Raw genomic sequence first — 21,565 nt, 5'->3', positions numbered from 1 at the left:
TAAGAAACAGGAGCGCTTCACCAGTAGTTTGGTTCGGCGTCGCGTAGGTCAATTCCAGCCCGCGGAATTGGTCAATCCCATGCGACATCCCCCAGAAAGATATACCCCGCGCCGTATATCGTCTTGATAAGGCGCGGGTTTTTTGGGTCTTCGCCGAGCTTCGTGCGCAGGCGGGAAATACGCACGTCCATCGCCCTGTCAAAGCTTTCACCGGCCGCGCCACCCAATGTTTCCTGCATCTGCGCACGGCTGATCAGGCGTTTGGGACTTTCCAGGAACAACCGCAACACTTCGCCTTCGGCATGGCTGAACGGCGTTTCAGTGCCGGTATCGGACTCCAGCACATAGCGATCAAAATAGGCAGTCCAGCCGTTGAACCGGGCCACGTCCGAGTGGTGTTGCTGCGCCTTGGGCGCGCGCAGACGGGCCCGGATGCGGGCCACCACCTCAGCCGGGTCAAAGGGTTTGGTGATGTAGTCATCAGCCCCCAATTCCAGCCCCGTCACCCGGTCCTGCACCTGTGCCCGCCCCGAGATGATGATGACCGCCGCCCCCTGTTCGAGCGCCAGCCGATGCACCAGCGCCAGCCCGTCGGTGTCGGGCAGCGACAGGTCCACAAGGCAGACATCCGGCGTGACCCGTTTGAGAGACGCTTCGAATTCACGGGCGCGGGCAAAGCTCTGCGTTCTAAACCCGGCATCCTCCAGCGCCTCAGTCAGAATCCGGCGGATTTCGGGTTCGTCGTCCAGAATGGTCACCAGGGGTTGCGTCATGTAGCGGCCTCGGTTCGGATCAGCGCGGACAATTGCGCGCGGGTGAAGGGTTTGCGCAGGACCGGCGCCTTGGCAAGAGCCTGACGGTGCAGCGGATCATCATAGGGCAACGAGGTCATCAGGATCACCGGAAGTGGTAGAGCAAGTCGTTCGATCAGATCAATGCCGGTGGCAGCGCCCTCCAGCCGGATGTCCGACAGGATCACCGATATGTCGTCCAAGCTGTTGGCCAGAACCAGGGCCTCATCCGCCGAGGTCGCCTCGATTACCGACAGCCCCAGATCGACCAGCATGTCGCGGAACTGGTGGCGCAGATCGTCGCTGTCCTCGACTAGCAGCGCCAAGCCCGACTGAACGGGCGGCGCGGGCCGGTAGGGCAGCCGCAGCATTACGGATGCGCCCGAGGGCGTGTTGCGCAGTTGCAGGTCTCCGCCTGCAAGCTTCACCGTGTCATAAACCATCGGCAGGCCCAGCCCCGACCCCTTGCTGCCCTTGGTGGTGAAAAACGGGTTCAGCGCCTTGTCCAGCGCATCCGGCGAAAACCCCGGACCGGTATCGGATACGGTGATTTCCACCCAGATCCGGCCGATCGCGTGGGCACTGATGGTGATCTGACCGCTGCTGCCGCAGGCGTCGCGGGCGTTCAGCACCAGATTCAGCAACGCGTCCTGAACCATGCCCGGGTCCAGCATCAGCGCCTCGTCGGGCAGGGTGTTGACCACCGACAGCCCCACCCCACGCGGGAGCGAAGGCGAAGCCAGCACCCGCAGATCCTCGAGCAGGCCGCGCATGTCGGTGGCCTGCGGCTGCGGGGTGCGGTTACCGGTCATGTCGGCGATGCGGTTCAGCAGCTGCCCGCCGCGCCGCGCGGTCTGCTGGGTTGCCGCGACAAGCTCGGCGGCGTCTTCGGGCAGGTCCATCTTTTCCAGCTTGGCCTGCATCCCCAGGATGATGGTCAGCAGGTTCGAGAAATCATGCGCCAGCCCACTGGTCATCTGCGCGGCCATCGCCCGGCGTCGGGTCTGCTGCAGGGCCACGCGGGCCTGCGTTTCCTCGGTGATGTCCACCGACATGATATAGACGCCGCCCGTGCCATCGGGCGTGAACGAGACACGGATACGGCGCGAATCCTGATCCTCGGTGAATTCGAACACCGAGGCCTGCCCGTCATAGGCCTGTTTCAGATGCGGCCGGACCCGCTCGTAAGCATGCGCGCCGAGGGCCTGCGAGATGTGCAGACCCAGGATGTCCGACGGCCGCCCCGGCAGGACCGAACTGAGCCGCCGGTTGGAATAATCATACCGCCCCTCGGCATCCAGATGGGCGATATGTGCGGGCATCATCTCGGTGGTCATGCGGGTGCGCGCTTCGATCTCGGTCAGCTGGCGCTTGGCCTCTTCCAGCGCGCTGATCGTGGCGGCCAGTTGCCGGTTGGTGGCCGAAAGCTCTTCGGCATGGCTCAGCAACTGGTCCGACAGCTCCTCGGACCGGCTGCGCAGCAGTTCTTCGACCCGTTTGGTGCTGGTGATGTCGGTATAGACGGCGACCCAGCCACCGGTGGGCAGCGGCGCGCCCTCGATCGAGATCACCTGCCCGTTGGGGCGCACGCGTTCCATGTAGTGCGGCTCGAACGCCAAGGCCTGTTCGACCCGGACACTGACCAGATCCTCGACCGATTGGTCGTGACCGTATTCGCCCCGGCTGGCCAGAAAATGGATCGTGTCGCTGAACAGCGCGCCCGGCTGCACCAGGCGTTCGGGCAGGTCGAACATTTCCTGAAAACGCTTGTTGCTGACCACAAGGCGCAACTGGTCGTCATAGATCGACAGGGCCTGACCAATCAGGTTCAGCCCTGCGGTGGTCATCTCTTTGATGCGCTGTTCGGATATGTCCACGCCGATCCTCCCCTGGGCACAGGCCTATCACCAGTTTTCGGGCAGGTGTAGAGGGGCCGGATGCGACCGGTTGGCCCCTAGGCGGGTTTGCGGGCAATGATCCAGACGGGGTGATAGGTCAGGCGCACGCCTTCGGGGCCGGAAAACGCGGCGCGATAGCGCGTGCTGAAGTCGGTCAGATCGGCGCGGGTCCAGACCTGCGCCGCGCGGCCGTTCACCCCGGTCTGACGCAGGTGGCGCAGCACGTCCAAAGGCGTGTCGAACCACAGCGGTTGCCGGTCCTGCCACAGGTCAAGGATTTCAACATCGGGGCCGATGCCTGCGGCCAGATCATCGGGGGCGCGCAAGCCGGGCGCGCGGGCCGCCGACCCCAGCGCGGAAAGCTCGGCGTACTGGTCGGGGCCGAATCCCGAAATGGCCACCCAGCCACCGGGTGCGACCTGATGCATGGCGCGGCGGACCACGGCCGCCGGATCATCCAGCCATTGGACCGTCGAGGCCGAGGCGATCAGGTCGGGCCGCGCGGGCCATGTCACATTTCGGATATCGCCTTGCAGGAAATCCGCGCCCCATCGCCGCGCAGTTTCCTGGGCCTCGGCCATCAGGTCGTTGAGCGTGGACCGGGTGAACGAAAACTGCTGGTGCAGCGCCTCGGTCAGATGGCCGGTGCCGCAGCCGATTTCGAACAGGGTGCCAAAATGGCTGGGCGCCCCGAGATCGACCAGCCGCTGCGCCAATGCGCGGGCGATCCGGGCCTGCGGGCCAGCGGCGCAGTGATAGCTGCCGAAGCTGCGGCTGAAACTGCGCCGGATGCGGTCGGTGGGCATGGCGTTCATGCGAACCACTCCGCCCAGGTCTGCCCCGCCGCGAAAGGCTGGTGCGGGCCAGGGATGCGGCGCACGGTGTCCGATTGGCCCCAGGCCATTTCCTGCGCAGCCGTCGGAACGATGCGGTCCGAAGCGGAGATCCAGACCCGGTCGAACCCGGGATCGGGCGCAGGTCCGCGCGCCGCGATGGCCCGCAGTTCCTCGGCCGCGGCGGCAAAATCGATCCCGGGCGCGGGGCCTTCCAGCCCGGCGCGGCGGCAGAACCGGGCAAAGCTAGCCGCGCTCAGGCCATCGGCCGTGGCCGCCACCGTCTCGGGCGCGATGCCCCGGTCTGCATCTGCAGGAAACAGCGTGCCGTTGACCGCAACCTTGCGGATGCACATCAGCCCGCGACCCGCCAGCCAATGCGCGGCCGACGCGACCCCGAAGGAATAGGCCAGCAAGCGGACCGTGTCATAGTCGCCGGTTTCGGGCAACGCGTCATCGAGGTTGCGATAGTCGTCCACCACCAGAACATCCGCCGCCCCGGTCAGGCGCGCAAACGGCGCAGGCCCCAGCGCCCAACCGCCGAACACCAGCGTCAACTGCGCTCCGCCGTCACGGGTCAGCCAGTGCCGCCTCATGCGTCGCCTCGCGCCAGTTCGACCATGGCCGCCGTCACCCGGCTCAGCTCGTCGCCCGAGATCACATAGGGCGGCATGCAGTAGATGTTGCGCGCGAAGGGACGCAGCCAGACACCGGTTTCCGGCGCCCGCCGATGGGCGATGCGCGGATCGACGGTGTCCTTCATCTCGATCACGCCTATGGCGCCCAGCACCCGCACATCGGCGACGCCGGGCAGGCTGCGCGCCGGTTCCAGTTCGGCCTTCATCTGCGTCTCGATGGCCCGTACACGGGACTGCCAGTCGCTGTCTTCAAGCAGCCCCAGGCTGGCGATGCCAGCCGCACAGGCCAGTGGATTGGCCATGTAGGTTGGGCCGTGCATGAACACGCCGGCCTCGCTGTTGCCGATGCCATGGGCCACCTGTTCGGTGGTCACGGTCGCGGCGAACGAGATATGCCCCCCCGTCAGCGCCTTGCCCAGGCAGATGATGTCCGGCGTCACCCCCGCATGGGTGGTGGCAAACAGCTCTCCGGTGCGGCCGAATCCGGTAGCGATTTCATCGAAGATCACCAGAACGTCGTGGGCCTGACACAGTGCCTTGGCCTGGCGCAACCATTCGGGGTGATAGAAATACATGCCCCCCGCGCCCTGCACGACCGGTTCAAGCACCAGCGCAGCCAGCCTGTGCGCCTTGTCCCGCAGCAACTGTTCCAAGGCGTCGAGCCCGTTCTGCGCCGGGTCCTCTGGCCAGTCATCGCCCAGGCGGACGGACGGGCGCGGCAGGAAGTGCTGGATCGACAGCGCGCCGCGGAACAGCCCGTGCATGCCGTTGACGGGGTCGCAGACGCTCATCGCCTTCCAGGTGTCGCCGTGATAGCCACCGCGGATCGTGGCGAACTCGACCTTGTCGGTGCGGCCATGGGCCATCTGGAACTGCACCGCCATCTTCATCGCCACCTCGATCGAGACCGAGCCGCTGTCGCAATAGAAAATCCGGTCCAGCCCCTCGGGCAGCAAGGCCACCATCTTGCGGCCAAGATCAATGGCGGGCCGGTGGGTCAGACCGCCGAACATGACATGGGGCATCTGGTCCAGCTGCTGCTGCATGGCGGCAGTGATCGCCGGGTGACGGTGCCCATGGATGGCGCACCACCACGAGGACATGGCGTCGATCATCTTCACCCCATCCTCGCGGTACAGATACACGCCTTCGGCCCGGTCGATCAGATGCATCGGACCCGGATCGGCCACGTTCGTGTAGGGGTGCCACAGGTGGCGGGCGTCAAATTCCAGCGGGGTCACAGGGCACCTCGGATCGTGTCCATGTCGATCGCCTCGAAGGCATGGCGCAGGGTGTCGGGTGTCAGACTCTCGATCTGGCCGAGGCGTCCCAGGTGGGGCACCTTCGACATCTGGATGATGGTCTGTTCGACCTCGGGTTCGGGGTCGCCGATGAAGGCAACGCCAACCACCGGGCAACCGACCCCGCGCAGCGCCATCAGCGACAGGGTCGTGTGGTTGATCGTGCCCAGGGCCGTTCGGGCCACCAGAATCACGGGTGCCTGCCAGCGGGCGAACAGGTCAAGGTAATAGGCCTGCCGGGTCAGCGGCACCATGACGCCCCCTGCGCCTTCGATCACCAGCGGGCCATCGGTCTGCGGCAGGGTCAGCCGGTCAAGGTCGATCTCGACGCCCTCGGCCTCGGCCGACAGGTGCGGCGAGGCGGGAAGGTTCAGCAGATAGGTCTCGGGCAGGACTGGTTGGCCGGACAAGCGCGCCACGATCTGGCTGTCGGTCTCCTCCTCAAGCCCCGACTGCACCGGCTTCCAGTACTGCGCGCCGAGGGCGGCGGTCAGCCCGGCGGAAAACACGGTCTTGCCGACACCGGTGTCGGTTCCGGTCACGATCACTGTGGTCATGCGGTTCCTGCCTGTTGTTCGGCGATAGCCTGAAACACCGCCGTGATGTCCTGCGCGCCCACGTTGCCGGTGATGGACACCCGCAGCCGCGAACTGCCGCGCGGCACCGTGGGTGGGCGGATGCCGCGCACGTCAAAGCCCCTCTGTTGCAGTCGCACGGCGCGATCCATCGTGGCCGCGTCCTCGCTCACAATGACGGGCATGATCTGGCTGTGAAATCCGGTCAACCCGCACAGGCGCGCGGCCTCGGCATGGGCATGGGCCATCCGGTCGCGCGCGGCCAAAGTCAGGCCCGGGTCCTGTCCGACGGCCCGCAGCGCGCCCCGCACGATTGCGGCGTCCAACGGCGATGGGGCCGTTGCAAAGATGAACGGCCGTGCCCGGTTGATCAGTGTGTCGATCATTTCACGCGGTCCGCAGATCAGCCCGCCACTGGCGCCCAGCCCCTTGCCGCAGGTGTGCAGGGTAAGCACCTCGGCGTCCAACCCATGGGCCAGCCCCTGCCCGTTCGAGCCGAAGACGCCCGTGGCGTGGGCCTCGTCCACCACCAGCACCGCCTGCTCGGCTCGGGCCAGTTCGGCCAGGGCGGTCAACGGGGCCAGATCGCCCTCCATCGAATAGACGCTTTCGACCGCGATCCAAACCTGGCCCGTACCGCCTTGCGCGCGCCAGTCGGCCAGCACGGCGCGGGCCGCCGAAATGTCGTTATGCGCAAAGCCACGGGTCTCGGCCCGACCCAGCCGCATGCCTTCATGCGCGCTGGCATGGACCAACTCGTCATGCAGGATCAGATCCCCGGCTGCGGGCAGGGTCGAAAAAATGGCTTGATTGGCCTGAAACCCGCCGCCCATGTACAACGCCGCCTCGGCGCCGAAAAAGGCGGCGGCCTCGGCTTCCAGCGCCTCGTGCTCGGGGTGGTTGCCGCGCAGCAGGCGCGACCCGCCCGAGCCCAGCGGAACGCCGCGGTCCAGCGCGTCCTGCGCCGCGCGTTTCAGAACGTCGGACCCGGCCAGGCCCAGATAGTCGTTGGACGCGAAATCAAGCCCCGTGCGGGGCGCAAGCCTGCGCAGCCGATGGCGCGATTCCAGCACCTTCAGCGCATTGCCCAGCCTTGCGGTCGCTGTCATTCGGCCGCGTCCACGCGGGCCTCGGACTCCGCCTCCATCGGCTGGATGCCCAGCTTGGCGAACAGGATCGCGTCCTTGCTTTCCTCGGGGTTTTCGGCGGTCAGCAGCGTGTCGCCGGCAAAGATCGAGTTGGCACCGGCAAAGAAACACATGGCCTGCATCTCGTCGCTCATGTCGCTGCGGCCAGCGGACAGACGAACGTGGGACTTCGGCATCATGATCCGCGCCAGCGCGATGATGCGCACGAAATCGATCGGGTCGACCGGCTTGGCGTCAGCCAACGGGGTATCAGCCTGCGGCATCAGCATGTTGATCGGAACCGAGTCCGGCGCCTCGGGCAGGTTGGCCAGCGTCACCAGCATGTCGATCCGGTCCTCGCCGTTTTCGCCCATGCCCAGAATGCCGCCCGAGCAGACCTTCATACCCGCCTCGCGCACGCGGTTCAGCGTGTCGATCCGGTCGGCGAAGGTGCGGGTGGTGATGACCTCGGGGTAGTAACGCTCGGACGTGTCGATGTTGTGGTTGTAATAATCCAGCCCGGCATCGCGCAGCTGCACCACCTGGGTGTCGTCCAGCATGCCCAGCGTCATGCAGGTCTCCATGCCCATCGCCTTGACGCCCTGAATCATCGCCACCAGCGCATCCATGTCACGCGCCTTGGGCTCACGCCAGGCGGCGCCCATGCAAAACCGGGTCGAGCCGGACTCGCGCGCCTTGCGGGCCTCGGCCAGAACACGTTCGACCTCGATCAGTTTCGAGGCGCTCAGCTTGGAGCCGTTGCGCGCGGATTGCGAGCAATAGGCGCAATCCTCGGCGCAGCCGCCGGTCTTGATCGACAGAAGCCGCGACATCTGCACCTTGTTGGGGTCAAAATTCTCGCGATGTACGGTCTGCGCCCGATACAGAAGATCCATCAGCGGCAGGTCATAGATGGCCTGAGCGGTTTCGCGGGTCCAAGTGTTCGATGTAGCCGACATTTTATAGATAATTTTTCCCGATGATTCAGATTTACTCGGGTTTATCAATAAAGCCGGAAAACGCAACATCCGCGATGTCACATGCGCAGAAAATGACCGTGACCGCTAACGGCGATTCAACCGTGAAGTGGCTTGTTGTTCGCCGCCCGATAGGCCTGCACATAACCGCGCGCGACCGAACGGACAGCGCGACCGATCTGGGTGTATGCCTCATCCGGCAAATTGGCGAAAGATACTCGCGCGGACCAGTTCGGCGCATCGAAACCGCTGCCGTTCAGCAGCACGATCCCATAGTCCTCGGCCAGTTTGAACGCGATGTCCAACGGGTGGACGTTCTTCTTGATCCAGTCCACGACCTCTTCGCCGACGTATTTTCGCAGCCAGAATTCGAAGTCGATGATGCCGTAGTAGGCATCATAGTGATCACCCGGCTGGACCTCGATCCCCAAGGCTTCGGTCAGCAGGTGGAACCGTCTATGCACCAGTTCGATACAGGCGGCCTGATAGGCTTTCTTTGTGTCGACCAACTCGCAGAGCGAGAACAACGTCATCATGACTTGCTGCGGCAGGGATAATCCGGCGGTGTGGTTCAGGGCCACATCCCGGCTGTCGGCCACCAGCCGGTCGACGAATTTGATCTCGCTGGGGTGCAGGCTGAGCGTGCCGTAACGCTTGTCGAGCTTCTGCTTGATCTCGGCCCGGTGCGCGGCGAGCTTTTCGTCGAAGATATTATCCTGGGCGACGGCGATCACGCCGAGCCGCCAACCGGTGCAGCCGAAATATTTTGAATAGGAATAAACGCCGATAGTGTTGCGGGGCATGTAGCCCATGACCGAGGTGAAATCATGTACGAAAGTGCCGTACACATCATCGGTCAGGACAATCAGGTCCGGCCTGTGGTTCTCGACCAGATCCGCGAGTTTGCGCAGAGAAGCATCGCTGAGGGCCACCGACGACGGGTTGCCCGGATTGACCAGAAAGAAGGCCTTGACCTTGGGGTCCTTCAGCTTTTCGACTGCAGCATCGGTCAGTTGGAACCCATCTTCCTCGTCCGTTTCAACGTGAACGGACGCGAGGCTGTAATCCTCAAGTTCGGGCATCTCGAGATAGGGCGTGAAGATCGGCGTGCACAGGGCAATCGTGTCGCCCGGGTTCAGTAGCCGGTTGGCCTTGAGCGATTTGAAGATATAGCACATGGCCGCTGTGCCGCCTTCCACCGCAAACAGGTCGAACTGCGCATCGGGACGGTGCCCGGCACACATGGCCCACATCAGGTATTCGTGGGCGATGGCGGCGTTGTGTTTCAGAATACGGTCGGGAACAGGGTAGTTGTCGCCGATGATCGAGTCCGTCAGCTCGTGCACGAATTCGTCGGCGTCGAAACCAAAGGCCCGGATGGCGTGGTCGACTACATCCAAAAGCGTGTCGGCGCCCGGCATCTCGGAATTGGCCTTGCCCCACTCCAACAGACGGTCATGGCAACCTGCCATTGCCGGCATCCCCCCCAGACCCGCCGGATGATTCATGACGCGGCGCGACTCGGTCACGGCAAACTGGCCAAGCGCAAAGAACGCTTCACGCGGGCGGGTGGCGACCCAATTGGGATTGCCCCGGCCGGCATTCAAAAAGGCGCTGTTGGATTTGCGCGCCTCGACCGAGGCCAGCTTGATCAGCTCGTCCTTGATCTGAAAGGGGCTGAGGGCTTCGTAATCGTGCAGCTTTAATCTGTCCATGACTCAAGACCTTTTCAAATCAACTGAGGATCAAAACGACGACCATCCCGAATATCGTCAGCAGGGTGTTTCCGATCGCGTAGGGCATGCCGTAGCCCAAGGCCGGAATCCGGCTTTGCGCGGCCTCCTGGATCATGCCGAGCGCAGCCGTCGTGGTCCGGGCGCCCGCGCAGGCGCCAAACAGGATGGCGGGATGAAACTTGAATATGTAATGCCCGACATAAACCGAGAAAATCATCGGCAAAGACGTGGCCACAATACCCCATAACAACAGCGCGATACCCGCCTGCTGCAAACCGGCCACGAAACCGGGCCCGGCCGATATCCCGATGACCGCAATGAAGACATTCAGGCCCAGCGTATTCATCAACCACAGCGACGGTGCGGGAATGCGACCGAAGGTCGGGTGAACGGTGCGCAGCCACCCCAGCAGCAGCCCGGCCAGCAACGCGCCACCAGTGGTAGACAGGCTGATCGGAAAACCGCCCATTGTAATTGCAAGCGTGCCGATGACACCCCCGATGAAAATGCCCCAGCCCACAAAGGCCAGATCGGTCGTGTCAACGGGCCGGTCGGCGTACCCGATTTCGGCGATGGCCGCCTCGACATGGCGCTTGCTGCCCAGAATGGTCAGAATGTCACCGCGATGCAGAACCGTGCCCGGCAGCAGCGGCAGATCAATCATGTTCCGCGTCAGCTTCGACACATACACGCCACGGGCCTGAGGCATCTTGCTGAGCTCATCCAATGTCTTGCCGTGCACGTCCTTGCTTGTGATCAAAACGTCCAGTTTTTCCGATGGGATACTCAGCAGCTCGGGCGCATCGGCTTCCTTGAGGCTGGGCTCGAGCGCTCCGACAAGATCACCGCGCCGGCCTGAGAACATCACGACATCACCCGCTTGCAGCACCGTGTCCGCATCAACCTCGACGATCTTGCCACCTCGGCTGAGGCGTTCGGCATAGACGCGAACACCGGGCAAAAGGTCCTTGACCGGCTGGCCGAGCAATTCGCTGCCTTCGGGAATCTCAAAGGCGCGCGCCTCGATCGCGCGATAGGCCGAAACGATGCCGCCTCCGGTCTCGACATCTTCGCCGCCACTCAGCTTGGCCTCGTATTCCTTGCAGGCGGCCACCAGGTCAACACCGATCAGGCGCGGGCCGATCTTGGCCAGAATGATCGCCGACCCGATCGTGCCGTAGATATATGTCACCGCATAGGCGACCGGGATCTGGTTGGAATAGGTTTTGGCCTGCTCGGCCGACAAACCCAACTGGTTGATCTGGTCCGTCGCCACTCCGATCGCCGCAGAAATCGTTTGCGAGCCGGCATAAAGGCCCGCGGCGTAGCCAAGCTCGAGCCCGGCGATCTTGGCCGACACGACCGGCACGATCAGACACAGGGCGAGGACGCTCAGCGCAAAAAGCACCTCGCGCGCGCCGTCGACCTTGAGACCGCGAATGAACTGCGGCCCAACGCCGTAACCAACTGCGAAGATGAACAGGATGAAGAAGGTGGACTTCACCGCTGAATCAATACTGATCTGTGCCTGCCCGATCACGACGGCCGCCAACAGGGTGCCCGTTACCGAACCCAGACTGAACCCCATGACCTTGATTGGTCCGACCAAAAACCCGATGCCGATGGCGAGGAAGACAGCCAGTTCCGGATAGGTTTGCAGGATATTCACCAGCCAATCGACCATACTGCGCCTTTCGGGTTTGTTGCGTCGCTCAGTCCACCCTGAACGTCAGCTGTCCGGAGGCCCGGACGATTGCGATCAGCGCAGGAATTTCCAAGGTCACGATACCCCACGAGGACCGTTTGTCCATTGAGTTATCTGGATTTGTTTGGCTACCGAGCCGCTCGGAACTGTGTCCGCCAGCGGCGGCACAGGTGTGAAAAATCGTCGGCAACCGCCTGGATCAATCGAACCTGCGCACCGACTTCGGCCCCTGGGATGTCACGGAATGCAGGGACAGGGAATGATCCATGTTCCGCATACGGTGGCGCAGCATTTCACGACCAAGCCGCGCCAAATCAGCTGCGTAGTCAGGGTTTGCGGCGACATTCTCTGCTTCGCCCCGACCGTGGTGGTCGAACAACAACGGCGGCAGGTCAGCTGCGAACTCGACCAAGGTAAAGCGCTCGTTACGCAGGATGCCCAGACACGAGTTGCTGTGACCCGTTCCAAGATCACTCTGAAACTGAGTGGGCGTCAGTGGATCGGCAAAGTCCAGCTCACTGAAGGAATACCGGCGCCAGTCCTCTGGCACGGCACCACGCAGCAGCGGCAGCAAGGATCGACCATCCATCGAGTTCGGGACCTCTTGCCCAACCCAGTCCAGGATCGTGGGTGCGACATCAATTGACTCGGTCGGCACTTCGACGCGCTGGCCGGCCATCTGAGCGTTGCCGGGCAGGCGAATGATCAACGGCGTGTGGTAAGCCGCGTCATACACTGACATTTTGCCCCAGGAATAATGATCGCCCAGCATCTCGCCATGATCCGCAGTGATCACCACCAGCGTGTCGTCATACTGGCCGCTGTCCTTGAGAAAGCGGATGACCCGGCCGATATGATGGTCAACCTCGGTTGCCAATCCAAGATAGACGGCCCGCAGGGTCTGCGTGTTCTCATCCGTCGGCCCAACTTCGGAAAAACCTTGCACGCAGTCTTTTGGTGTATTCGAGTCCAGAGCGGGTCCAAAGAACGGGTGCACGGCCTTTTCGTCCTCGGGGCTGGGTAGACGGTTTGGCAAAGGCAACGCGTCGGGATCGTACATCCGGTTGTAGGGCGCGGGGGCCACCAGTGGCGGATGCGGACGGATATACGTCAAATGCGCGAACCATCCCGAGTTCCGATAGGCGGCAATTCCGTCCAGAAACCTATTGGTCAGAAATGCGGTGTCGCTGTCCTCGGCCTTGTAAGGGGCCGGGTCGTTCAGTTTTGGGGCCGACCCATCCGGCGAAACCGGCTTGTAGAGATCCCAGTAGTCTTCGAACTCGTATCCCTGGCGCATCAAGTAGGAACGCCAAGGAAAGGACTCCTCAAGTCGCATTTCGAGCACTTCGTGAAACCCGTGCATCGGGTTTTCGTAAGTCTTCACCGCGGGATCATTCGGATGATGAACCCGTGGATCGGCCGAGGTGTCCGTATAGCCGAACAGCATCGGCAGATAGCCGGCTTTTCGCATCTCGGTGGCGATGTTTGGCGTGTCATGGCGCAGCGGCGTTCCATTGCGGACCGAACGATGGTTCATCGCATATTGCCCGGTCAGGATCGAGGCGCGGGACGGCCCGCAGGGATTGGTTACGGAAAAATGCCGGTCGAACGAAACGGCTTCGTCCATGAAGGCGCGCAGATTGGGCAGGTCGACATGATCAGCCAGAGCACCGCGCAGACAATCGGCCCGCAATTGGTCGATGATGATGAAAAGAACATTTCCTGCTTGGCTCATGCCGTGATTCCCATTGGAAAACTGGTGTTCGACGGTGCGGACTGTGTCGGGGTTCCCTCGGGCAGGCAACCGGTTTTGCGCCAATTCTCGACTCTAGGGCGACCCGGGCCGTGCAAACCGGTAACCCCCGCACCCAAATCGCCGCCCGGTTGAACAAAGCCATTGCGGCCCGGAACGGTTTCCCGTCTGATACCGGCATGACGAAACCCTCGATTGCAGTCGAACAGGAAGGCGGCACAGCGCGCGTGATTGTGTCTGGCGAAATGCTGACACAGTCGTTGAGCGCCGTCGAAGACGCCTTTCGCGCCACCCGTCCGGATGCGGCGCGTGTGACGGTCGACATGTCCGACATCGATGCGCTGGACACCGGCGGCGCGTGGCTGATCGCGGACCTGAAAAACCGCTGCGCTGCCATGGGGGCGACCGTGGCATTCGACGGGTTGAAACCGGCACATTCCGCGCTGCTGGAAACCGTCTCGGAGAACATTCCCAAGGACATTCCCGCCGAGGCCCCGCCAAAAGGTTTCATGCCATGGCTTGAGAGCCTGGGCCAATCAACAGTGGGCGCCGGGCGCGACACCATGTCGATCCTCGGCTTTCTGGGCCTGACCCTGCACCGGCTGGGCCGCACGATGATCATGCCGTGGCGCCTGCGCCGCGCCGCGGTCGTGTCGCAGATGGAGGAAACCGGGTTCAAGGCCCTGCCCATCGTGGCGCTGATGGGGTTTCTGATCGGCGTGGTTCTGGCTTTTCAAGGGGCCACCCAGTTGAAACAATTCGGCGCGGAAATTTTCGTGGTTGAGCTGATCTCGATCTCGGTATTGCGCGAGTTGGGCATCCTGCTGACCGCGATCATCGTGGCTGGTCGGTCCGGTTCGGCCTTCACGGCCTCGATCGGTTCTATGAAAGTGCAGGAAGAAATCGACGCCATGCGCACGCTGGGCCTAGACCCGATCGAGGTGCTCGTCATTCCACGGGTTCTTGCACTGCTGATCATGCTGCCGATCCTGGGCTTCGTGGCCGATATCGCCGGCCTTTTTGGCGGTGCCCTGATGAGCTGGATCGACCTGGGCGTAAGCCCCGGAATGTTCATTACGCGCCTGAAGGAAAACACCAGCGTCTGGCATCTGGCGGTTGGGCTGATCAAGGCGCCGTTCTTTGCCATGGTCATCGGGGTAATCGCCTGTTGGCAGGCAATGCAGGTCAAGGGCTCCGCCCAAAGCGTCGGCCAGCGCACCACAGCGTCAGTTGTTCAGTCGATCTTCATGGTCATTGCCATTGACGCGCTGTTCTCCATTTTCTTCTCCGAGATCGGTGTCTGACATGGATGGATCCGCTCAGACATCGACCGCCAAGCTGGACGCGCAGCGCGAAGCGGTGATCCGTGTGCGCAATCTGCGCAACCAGTTCGGTCCACAGGTGGTGCATGACGACCTGAACCTGGATGTCTGGCGCGGCGAAGTGCTGGGCATTGTCGGCGGGTCCGGAACCGGCAAGTCCGTCCTTCTGCGCACCATTGTCGGGCTGAACAAACCCGCTGCGGGTAGTATCGAAGTTTTGGGCGTCGACGTGCTGAACGGCCCAGAGGCCGACCGACGCCGCATCGAGAAACGCTGGGGCGTGGCCTTTCAGGACGGGGCACTGTTTTCCTCGCTGACTGTGCTTCAGAACGTCATGGCCCCGTTGCGCGAACACACCGGCCTGAGCGAGAGCTTGATGCGGGCGCTCGGCAGCCTGAAAATCGGTCTGGTCGGCTTGCCGCAGCTGAGTTGTGGCAAGTTCCCGTCAGAGCTGTCAGGCGGGATGCGCAAGCGGGCCGCGCTGGCCCGAGCGTTGGCATTGGACCCCGAGATCGTGTTTCTGGACGAGCCCACCGCCGGACTGGATCCCATCGGTGCCGCGGCCTACGACGAATTGATCGGAGAATTGCAACAGGCCTTGGGATTGACCGTTTTCATGGTAACACATGACCTGGACAGCCTGTACGCCATCTGCGACCGCGTTGCGGTTCTTGCAGAAAAGCGCGTGCTGGTGGAAGGTCCGATTGAAGACATGACCAAGGTCGACCACCCTTGGGTGCAGGAGTACTTCACAGGCCCCCGGGCCCGCGCGGCGCAACAGAAGGGGCAGGACAGGTAAAGGCGATGGAAACCCGGGCGAACTATATCCTGATCGGCGCGTTTACACTGGCGGGCATCCTGAGCGCGTTCGGCTTCTTCCTGTGGCTGGCCAAGTTCGAAGTCACGCGCCAATACGCGTACTATGACGTGCTGTTCGACAACGTGTCGGGCCTGTCAGCCGCCGGTGGCGTCAGCTATAACGGCCTGCCCGTGGGACAGGTCATTTCGCTGGACCTGGATGACGATGACCCATCCAAAGTAAGGGTCCGGCTTGAGGTTGATGCAGACATTCCGGTGACCACGGACACGATCGCGCAGTTGCAGTCGCTGGGGGTGACCGGCGTCAGCTATGTCGAGCTGTCGGGCGGGTCGCCCGATGCCGAACGGCTGCCGCAGAACAGTGTCATCAAAAGCAAGCGCAGCGCCATCCAATCCCTGTTCGAAGGCGCACCCAAGGTCCTGGACGAGGCGGTGACCTTGCTGGAAAACCTGAACGCGGTGGTGGATGACAACAATCGCAAGGCCGTGTCGGACATCCTCGACAACCTGGCTTCGGCCTCGGGCCGGCTGGACAAGACCCTGAACGATTTTGAATCCCTGTCCAGCGATCTGGGCGGCGCGGCAAAGGACATCGGGGCCTTCACCAAACGCCTGGATCAGTTGGCCGATACTGCAGAAACCACGCTGACCACCGGAACTGATACGCTGAACAGCATCAAAACGGCCTCGGAATCGGCCAAAACCGCACTGGACAGCGCGAACCAGACGCTGGCCACGGCCAACAAGGTCATCGAAGACGACGTTCGCCCCTTCATCGAGCGCGGGTCGCAACTCGCGGACCGCCTGATCGGGTTGTCGGATGAAGCCGCGGTCACCATGGCAACCGTAAACAACACGTTTGCCAACGCCAACCAAACGCTCGACTCGGTGACCTCGGCCATGGATACGGCGAAAGGAACTCTGGCATCCGCAGAACGCGCGTTCGACTCGGCCAATCGCGTGATAGACGAAGACGTTGCACAGGTTGTTGCCGACATCCGAAACGCCGCCACCAAAGTGGCCGAAACGGTAACGAACGTGACCGACAAGATCGACCAGATTTCAGCGGACGTTCTGAGCGCGTCGCAATCGGCATCGGACCTGTTGGGAACCATCGACGGCATCGTTCAACAAAACCGCCGGCAGGTTTCGGACTTCCTGCGGGTCGGACTGCCACAATTCGTTCGTTTCGTGGAAGAATCCCAACGCCTTGTCATCAGTCTGGACCGTCTTGTCGACAAGGTCGAGCGCGACCCCGCGCGTTTCCTTCTGGGCACCCAAGCATCGGAGTTCCGTCAATGATCAGGTCCCTTCTTCTGACCCTTGCTATCACGACGCTGGGCGGATGTGCCGGTCTGGGCACGTTGAAACAGGCCTCGAAACCGAACGACCTGTATCTGCTGACCCCCAAGAGTACGTTCTCGCAGTCTTTGCCTCGGGTGCAGAAACAGATCGTCATCCAGGAACCCACTGCAACCGCTGCGGTCAATACCGACCAGATTGCCGTGCAGCCAACGCCCCTGCAGGTCCAGTATCTGCCGCGCGCGCGTTGGGTGGACCGAGCACCTTTGATCGTTCAGGCGTTGATGGTCGAAAGCTTTGAAAACAGCGGTCGCGTCGCCGCCGTGGGCCGTTCGACGGTCGGCCTGCGCGCCGACTACGTCATCGTTCCGGACCTGCGCGAGTTCCAGGGGATTGTCGTCGGAGAAACCGAAAACTCGAAAACCGTAAAGATCGAAGTGCGAATGAACATCAAGATCATCGACGAGTTCGAAGACAAGATCATCGCTTCAAGCTCGTTTCAGGAAGCCGTTGTCTCGACCAGCGACGAAACGCCGGATCTTGTTGCCGCTTTTGACACCGCCTTGGGCAAAACCATGCGCGACGCGGTTGAGTGGAGCGTGCGGAAGATCCATTCGCACGCCGCCAACAATCCGCGCCCGTCGTTGAACTGACGCGGATTGCCCGCCCTTTATTTTGACAGGGATTGCGCCAAACGCATCAGGGCCACGGCTTCGGCCCGGTACCCGAAAGGATCGGTCCCACGGGCCGTGTTGCCCATCGCAATTGCATCATCATAGCTCCAGTCGGACAGGTAAGTGCCGCCGCGCAACAGCTGGCCGAAACCTGCAATCGCGACCGAAAACCTCACGTCATCCGTCTGGCGGCCCTGCCCGTCCAAGATCGGTTGCTCGATCAACTGGCTGCGCGTGTCGCCGGGTGTTTTGTACCGCAGCTTAAAATAGCCGATTTCATTACTGCCCGAAGCAGGGGCGGTGTTTCCATACCGTAGCGGTGCATTGCGAATTGCGTTGGAGCCGACCGGCGTGACTTCGTAGATCGCGGTCACGCTGTGGCCTGCACCTATGTCGCCCGCATCAACAGTGTCATTCGAAAAGTCCTCGCGGCGCAAAGCGCGAGTTTCGTACCCGATCAGGCGGTACTCGGCGATTTGGGCAGGGTTGAATTCGACCTGAATCTTGACGTCGTTGGCAATCGGAAACAGCGCACCGGTCAGTTGGTCAACCAGCACTTTTCGGGCCTCGCTCAGCGTGTCGATGTAAGCCGCCTGTCCGTTTCCGTTCTGGGCCAGGGCCTGCATCGTAGCGTCATCAAGGTTACCGCGCCCGAAACCCAAAACGCTCAGATATGTTCCGCTGTCGCGCTTGTCAGAGATAAACTCCTTCAGAGCTTCAGGATCGGACAGACCGACGTTGAAATCCCCGTCCGTGGCCAGAATGACCCGCGTCACCTCGCCCTCGGCGGCCATGTTTTCAGCCACCTGATAGGCTTGCTGAAGCCCGGCTTGTCCCGCTGTGGATCCGCCCGCGTCCAATTGTTCGAGCGCCCGTAGGATCTTGGCCTGGTCGGCTGCGGATGTCGGCTCCAGAACCTGGCCCGCACTGCCTGCATAGGTCACGATCGATACCTGATCCTCGGGTCGCAACTCGGGCAACATCAGGCGCAGGGACTGTTTCAACAAGGGCAACTTGTTGGCGTCCTGCATCGAACCTGAGGTGTCGATGAGAAAGACAAGATTGAGCGCCGGGCGCTCTTCGATCACCGGAAGCGTTCCCTGAATGCCGATATGGACCAGCCGAGTACCGGGATTCCATGGGCTGGGCATGACCGTGATGCTTGGCTGAAACGGCACCGCGCCGTCCGGCGCCGGATAGGTGTAGGGAAAGTAGTTTACCATTTCTTCAATCCGCACCGCGTTACGCGGGGGCAAGTGACCAGCCAGAAGCGAGGACCTGACGATGGCGTAAGATGCGGTGTCGACATCAATCGAAAACGTCGAAACCGGTTCTTCCGCAGTGACCTTGAGTGAGTTGGTTTCGGCGTTTGCAAATTCTTCGGACGACTGCTCGGGTCGCGCTGGCGGACGAAAAGCGTCACTCGAAACCGAAGGGGCCACTGTGCTGTCAGCGAGGTGGCCTTGCGAGAGAAGGCTGCGTTTTGCTAGAGGTTCCCGCGCTTCTTCCACAACTATCGGCGCTTCGACAACGGGTTCCTCAAGAACCATCTCAGCCGTTTCAGCGTCTGATTGTCCGGATGGCCGAACCGCCTGCGGCTGGCCGATTACCCGGGTCTCGGTATCGAAACTCGGGGACAGCACACCGTCCCGTGTCTGCGGCACGATCATGATCAGCGTCACGGCAGCGATGGCTGTTGTGGCGGCCAGCGCGCCGCGGGTCGAAATTGCATTCAACATGGCTTTGGTTCCTTCTGTCACGCGGGCCAACGGGCCTCGCTTGACATTGGGACGCGTACCGGGTCGGGATCCTTGGAGATCAGCAAAGTTTTTTCTGGCCAGTTCCAGATTGACGGCCCGCCGCTTTTCATCCGCTGCAGGCGTTGCGGCATCCATCAGTGTTTTCAGATCATCGAGCTCATCACTCATCGGGCAAGCTCCTCTTGTTTGATCGCGCGCAGGCGCTTTCGGGCTTCGGACAGGCGCCATGAGACCGTGCCCTCGGACACGCCCAGCACGTCGGCGGCCTGTGCATGGGTCATTTCTTCATCCAGCGTCAGCGCCAGTGTCTGACGCAGATCTTCGGGCAAGCTCTGCATGGCCCTTTGCAGCCATGACAGGGCCTCGGCCGCCTCGACGGCTTCAGCGCGCCGCATCTTTTCCACATCGCCCCAGCCGATTGCTGCCCGGTTTCGGCTGGCCGTTCGACGCCGCGCATCGTGTGCCGCGTTGCAGACGACCCGATACAGCCAGGTCGTGAACTTTGCATTCGCTCGAAACCCGACAATTTTTGCGGGCAAGGCTGCACATATGTCCTGCGTCAGATCTTCGGCGACCTCGGCGCTGCCGGTCAGCCGAAAGGCCAGCCGGAACACGCGGTCATAATGCCGTCCAAGCAGCGTCGCGAACGCTTCCGCGTCCCCGTTGGCGGCCCCATGGGCTAATTCTTCATCCGAGGTCAGTTTGCTCATTCTGACTATTCAGACGCAGGACAGGAGCGGATCCTTGGACCATTCGAGAAAAAACTAGAAATGGCTGGCCGACGCCTTCTGCCAATCCGCCGCAAATTCCTGCGGCACTGTATCTTTCAACAAGGCACCTGGCTCGATTAAGGTGTAAAGTTCCGCATATGAGCACTCGCGCTCGTTGGCAATTCGGCGGTAGATATCGGATGGGCCAAGGTCAGATACGCGCTCTTTCCCCATGGCACCCAGTATTTCGCGAAAGCTTTCCAGGGTGGCGTCATGAAAGCGGTGAACCCGTTTGCGTTTCTGCGGCACGTTGACCGCGCGGCCACGAATGGGATCCTGTGTTGCCACGCCCGACGGGCAGCGGTTCGTATTGCATTGCAGGGCCTGAATACAGCCCACGGCGAACATCATCGCCCGCGCCGTATTGCACATGTCGGCCCCAAGCGCGAATTTCTCGATCATGTCATAGCCGGTTGCCACTTTGCCTGAACAGATCACCCGGATCTTGTCCCGCAAGCCTACTCCGCGCAGGCAGTTGTTCACGAAGATCAGCCCTTCGTTCAACGGTACGCCCAAACGGTTGGTAAATTCCACAGGCGCAGCGCCGGTCCCTCCCTCGGCCCCGTCAACGGTGATGAAATCGGGCAGAATGCCCGTTTCCAGCATGGCCTTGCAGATCCCCATGAACTCGGACCGGTTGCCGATGCACAGCTTGAAACCGACGGGTTTGCCCCCGGACATTTCGCGCAGGTGCTGCACGAAATGCATCAATCCCGTTGGCCCGTCAAAGGCCGAGTGAATTGGCGGCGAAATCACATCTTGATGCACCGGTACGCCGCGAATAAGCGCGATTTCTTCGTCGACCTTGGCCGCTGGCAGAACACCTCCATGGGACGGTTTCGCGCCTTGGGACAGCTTGATCTCAATCGCCTTCACGACATCCTTCTGGGCATTCTGGGCGAACTTGTCCTTGTCAAAGCCGCCCTCCGCCGTTCGACAACCGAAGTATCCGGTGCCAATCTGCCAGATGATATCGCCGCCTTCGGCAAGATGGTGCGGCGACAGCCCGCCCTCGCCCGTGTTGTGTGCAAAACCACCATCCTTGGCCCCACCGTTCAGGGCTCGGATTGCGTTGGCGCTGAGTGCTCCGAAGCTCATCGCTGAGACGTTCAGCCGCGATGCGAGATAGGGCTTTTCACACTGAGGACCGCCAAGCATCACACGCTCTTCGCTTTCCGGAACATCCTTGGGCGCAAGCGAGTGGTTGGCCCGGTGATACCCGACTTCGGTGATATCGTACTGGGTGCCGAAGGCCTGAGTGTCGACCTGTCCCTTTGCTCGTGAATACACCAGCGCGCGAATGATCCTGTTGAAGGGCCGCCCGCTTTCGTTGGTTTCCACGAAATACTGGCGGATTTCCGGGCTGACGAACTCCAGCATATACCGGAAATGGCCCAGAACCGGATAGTTGTTCAGCACGTTGTGTTTGGTGGTCAGCATGTCGTACAGCCCGACCAACGCGTAAGGGACCAGCAAAATCAGCAGCCAGAATGCCGGCGGCCAGTACAAACCCCAGACCACGGTCAAAGGCAGAACCACATAGGTCACGACATAATAGATTCGACGTACGATCATCTTGCTCTC

The 21,565-nt window shown here is 62.0% G+C and carries 18 protein-coding genes; 4 read left to right on the top strand and 14 right to left on the bottom strand.

From position 1 onward, the window contains the following. Positions 1–71: 71 nt before the first annotated feature. The 11 genes from ACR3EL_RS17980 to ACR3EL_RS17930 all read right to left on the bottom strand — a co-directional run bounded on the left by ACR3EL_RS17980 (position 72) and on the right by ACR3EL_RS17930 (position 13,316). Positions 72–773 carry a response regulator transcription factor gene (locus tag ACR3EL_RS17980; RefSeq protein WP_170341931.1) on the bottom strand — a complete coding sequence of 234 codons (702 nt, stop codon included), beginning with the start codon at positions 771–773 and terminating at the stop codon, positions 72–74. Continuing rightward, entirely contained in the window at positions 770–2,668 is a 1,899-nt protein-coding gene (locus tag ACR3EL_RS17975; RefSeq protein ID WP_170341929.1) for a PAS-domain containing protein, read from the bottom strand. Before ACR3EL_RS17975 ends, ACR3EL_RS17980 begins: the two co-directional genes overlap by 4 nt. 77 nt (positions 2,669–2,745) lie before the next feature. Next, on the bottom strand, positions 2,746–3,504 hold the full coding sequence (locus ACR3EL_RS17970) for a methyltransferase domain-containing protein (protein WP_170341927.1): 759 nt from the start codon (positions 3,502–3,504) through the stop codon (positions 2,746–2,748). After that, positions 3,501–4,118: a pimeloyl-ACP methyl esterase BioG family protein gene (locus ACR3EL_RS17965; protein ID WP_480722501.1), complete on the bottom strand. Its 618-nt coding sequence runs from the start codon at positions 4,116–4,118 to the stop codon at positions 3,501–3,503. Before ACR3EL_RS17965 ends, ACR3EL_RS17970 begins: the two co-directional genes overlap by 4 nt. Beyond that, entirely contained in the window at positions 4,115–5,401 is a 1,287-nt protein-coding gene (gene bioA, locus ACR3EL_RS17960; protein WP_170341922.1) for an adenosylmethionine--8-amino-7-oxononanoate transaminase, read from the bottom strand. The genes ACR3EL_RS17965 and bioA overlap by 4 nt, the downstream gene beginning before the upstream one ends. Then, on the bottom strand, positions 5,398–6,018 hold the full coding sequence (gene bioD / locus ACR3EL_RS17955; protein ID WP_170341920.1) for a dethiobiotin synthase: 621 nt from the start codon (positions 6,016–6,018) through the stop codon (positions 5,398–5,400). The genes bioA and bioD overlap by 4 nt, the downstream gene beginning before the upstream one ends. Continuing rightward, a complete protein-coding gene (locus tag ACR3EL_RS17950) occupies positions 6,015–7,145 on the bottom strand; it encodes an 8-amino-7-oxononanoate synthase (RefSeq protein ID WP_170369377.1) in 1,131 nt (376 codons plus the stop codon). Before ACR3EL_RS17950 ends, bioD begins: the two co-directional genes overlap by 4 nt. After that, on the bottom strand, positions 7,142–8,122 hold the full coding sequence (bioB, locus tag ACR3EL_RS17945; protein ID WP_170341916.1) for a biotin synthase BioB: 981 nt from the start codon (positions 8,120–8,122) through the stop codon (positions 7,142–7,144). The genes ACR3EL_RS17950 and bioB overlap by 4 nt, the downstream gene beginning before the upstream one ends. Before the next feature lie 116 nt (positions 8,123–8,238). Beyond that, positions 8,239–9,855 carry a bifunctional aspartate transaminase/aspartate 4-decarboxylase gene (locus tag ACR3EL_RS17940; protein WP_170341914.1) on the bottom strand — a complete coding sequence of 539 codons (1,617 nt, stop codon included), beginning with the start codon at positions 9,853–9,855 and terminating at the stop codon, positions 8,239–8,241. Positions 9,856–9,874: 19 nt separating this feature from the next. Further along, positions 9,875–11,560, bottom strand: coding sequence for an aspartate-alanine antiporter (gene aspT / locus ACR3EL_RS17935; protein ID WP_170341912.1), 1,686 nt, complete (start codon positions 11,558–11,560; stop codon positions 9,875–9,877). A gap of 220 nt (positions 11,561–11,780) precedes the next feature. Then, positions 11,781–13,316 carry a sulfatase-like hydrolase/transferase gene (locus ACR3EL_RS17930; protein WP_170341911.1) on the bottom strand — a complete coding sequence of 512 codons (1,536 nt, stop codon included), beginning with the start codon at positions 13,314–13,316 and terminating at the stop codon, positions 11,781–11,783. A gap of 197 nt (positions 13,317–13,513) precedes the next feature. Here ACR3EL_RS17930 and ACR3EL_RS17925 point away from each other — a divergent pair, with 197 nt between their 5' ends. Genes ACR3EL_RS17925 through ACR3EL_RS17910 form a run of 4 tightly spaced genes read left to right on the top strand, consistent with a single transcriptional unit; the run spans position 13,514 to position 17,430 of the window. After that, entirely contained in the window at positions 13,514–14,638 is a 1,125-nt protein-coding gene (locus ACR3EL_RS17925; protein WP_170341909.1) for an ABC transporter permease, read from the top strand. Between the two features lies 1 nt (position 14,639). Then, on the top strand, positions 14,640–15,455 hold the full coding sequence (locus ACR3EL_RS17920; protein ID WP_170341907.1) for an ABC transporter ATP-binding protein: 816 nt from the start codon (positions 14,640–14,642) through the stop codon (positions 15,453–15,455). A gap of 5 nt (positions 15,456–15,460) precedes the next feature. Further along, entirely contained in the window at positions 15,461–16,777 is a 1,317-nt protein-coding gene (locus tag ACR3EL_RS17915; protein WP_170341905.1) for an MlaD family protein, read from the top strand. Continuing rightward, positions 16,774–17,430 (top strand): ABC-type transport auxiliary lipoprotein family protein, encoded by a 657-nt coding sequence (locus tag ACR3EL_RS17910; RefSeq protein WP_170341903.1) that lies wholly within the window; start codon positions 16,774–16,776, stop codon positions 17,428–17,430. Before ACR3EL_RS17915 ends, ACR3EL_RS17910 begins: the two co-directional genes overlap by 4 nt. Positions 17,431–17,447: 17 nt before the next feature. On the opposite strand, the gene ACR3EL_RS17905 is transcribed toward ACR3EL_RS17910, so the two are convergent. The 3 genes from ACR3EL_RS17905 to ACR3EL_RS17895 are packed head-to-tail and all read right to left on the bottom strand — an operon-like array spanning position 17,448 to position 21,556. Next, positions 17,448–19,379, bottom strand: a complete 1,932-nt coding sequence (locus ACR3EL_RS17905; RefSeq protein ID WP_480722500.1) for a vWA domain-containing protein — start codon at positions 19,377–19,379, stop codon at positions 17,448–17,450. Continuing rightward, positions 19,376–19,921 carry an RNA polymerase sigma factor gene (locus ACR3EL_RS17900; RefSeq protein WP_480722499.1) on the bottom strand — a complete coding sequence of 182 codons (546 nt, stop codon included), beginning with the start codon at positions 19,919–19,921 and terminating at the stop codon, positions 19,376–19,378. The genes ACR3EL_RS17905 and ACR3EL_RS17900 overlap by 4 nt, the downstream gene beginning before the upstream one ends. 54 nt (positions 19,922–19,975) lie before the next feature. Further along, entirely contained in the window at positions 19,976–21,556 is a 1,581-nt protein-coding gene (locus tag ACR3EL_RS17895; RefSeq protein WP_480722498.1) for an FMN-binding glutamate synthase family protein, read from the bottom strand. Positions 21,557–21,565: the final 9 nt, after the last annotated feature.

It is taken from the genome of Ruegeria sp. BJ3 (assembly GCF_056535665.1).
Note: the sequence above shows the minus strand (reverse complement) of the source record. Positions and strands in the feature narration are given on the sequence as shown.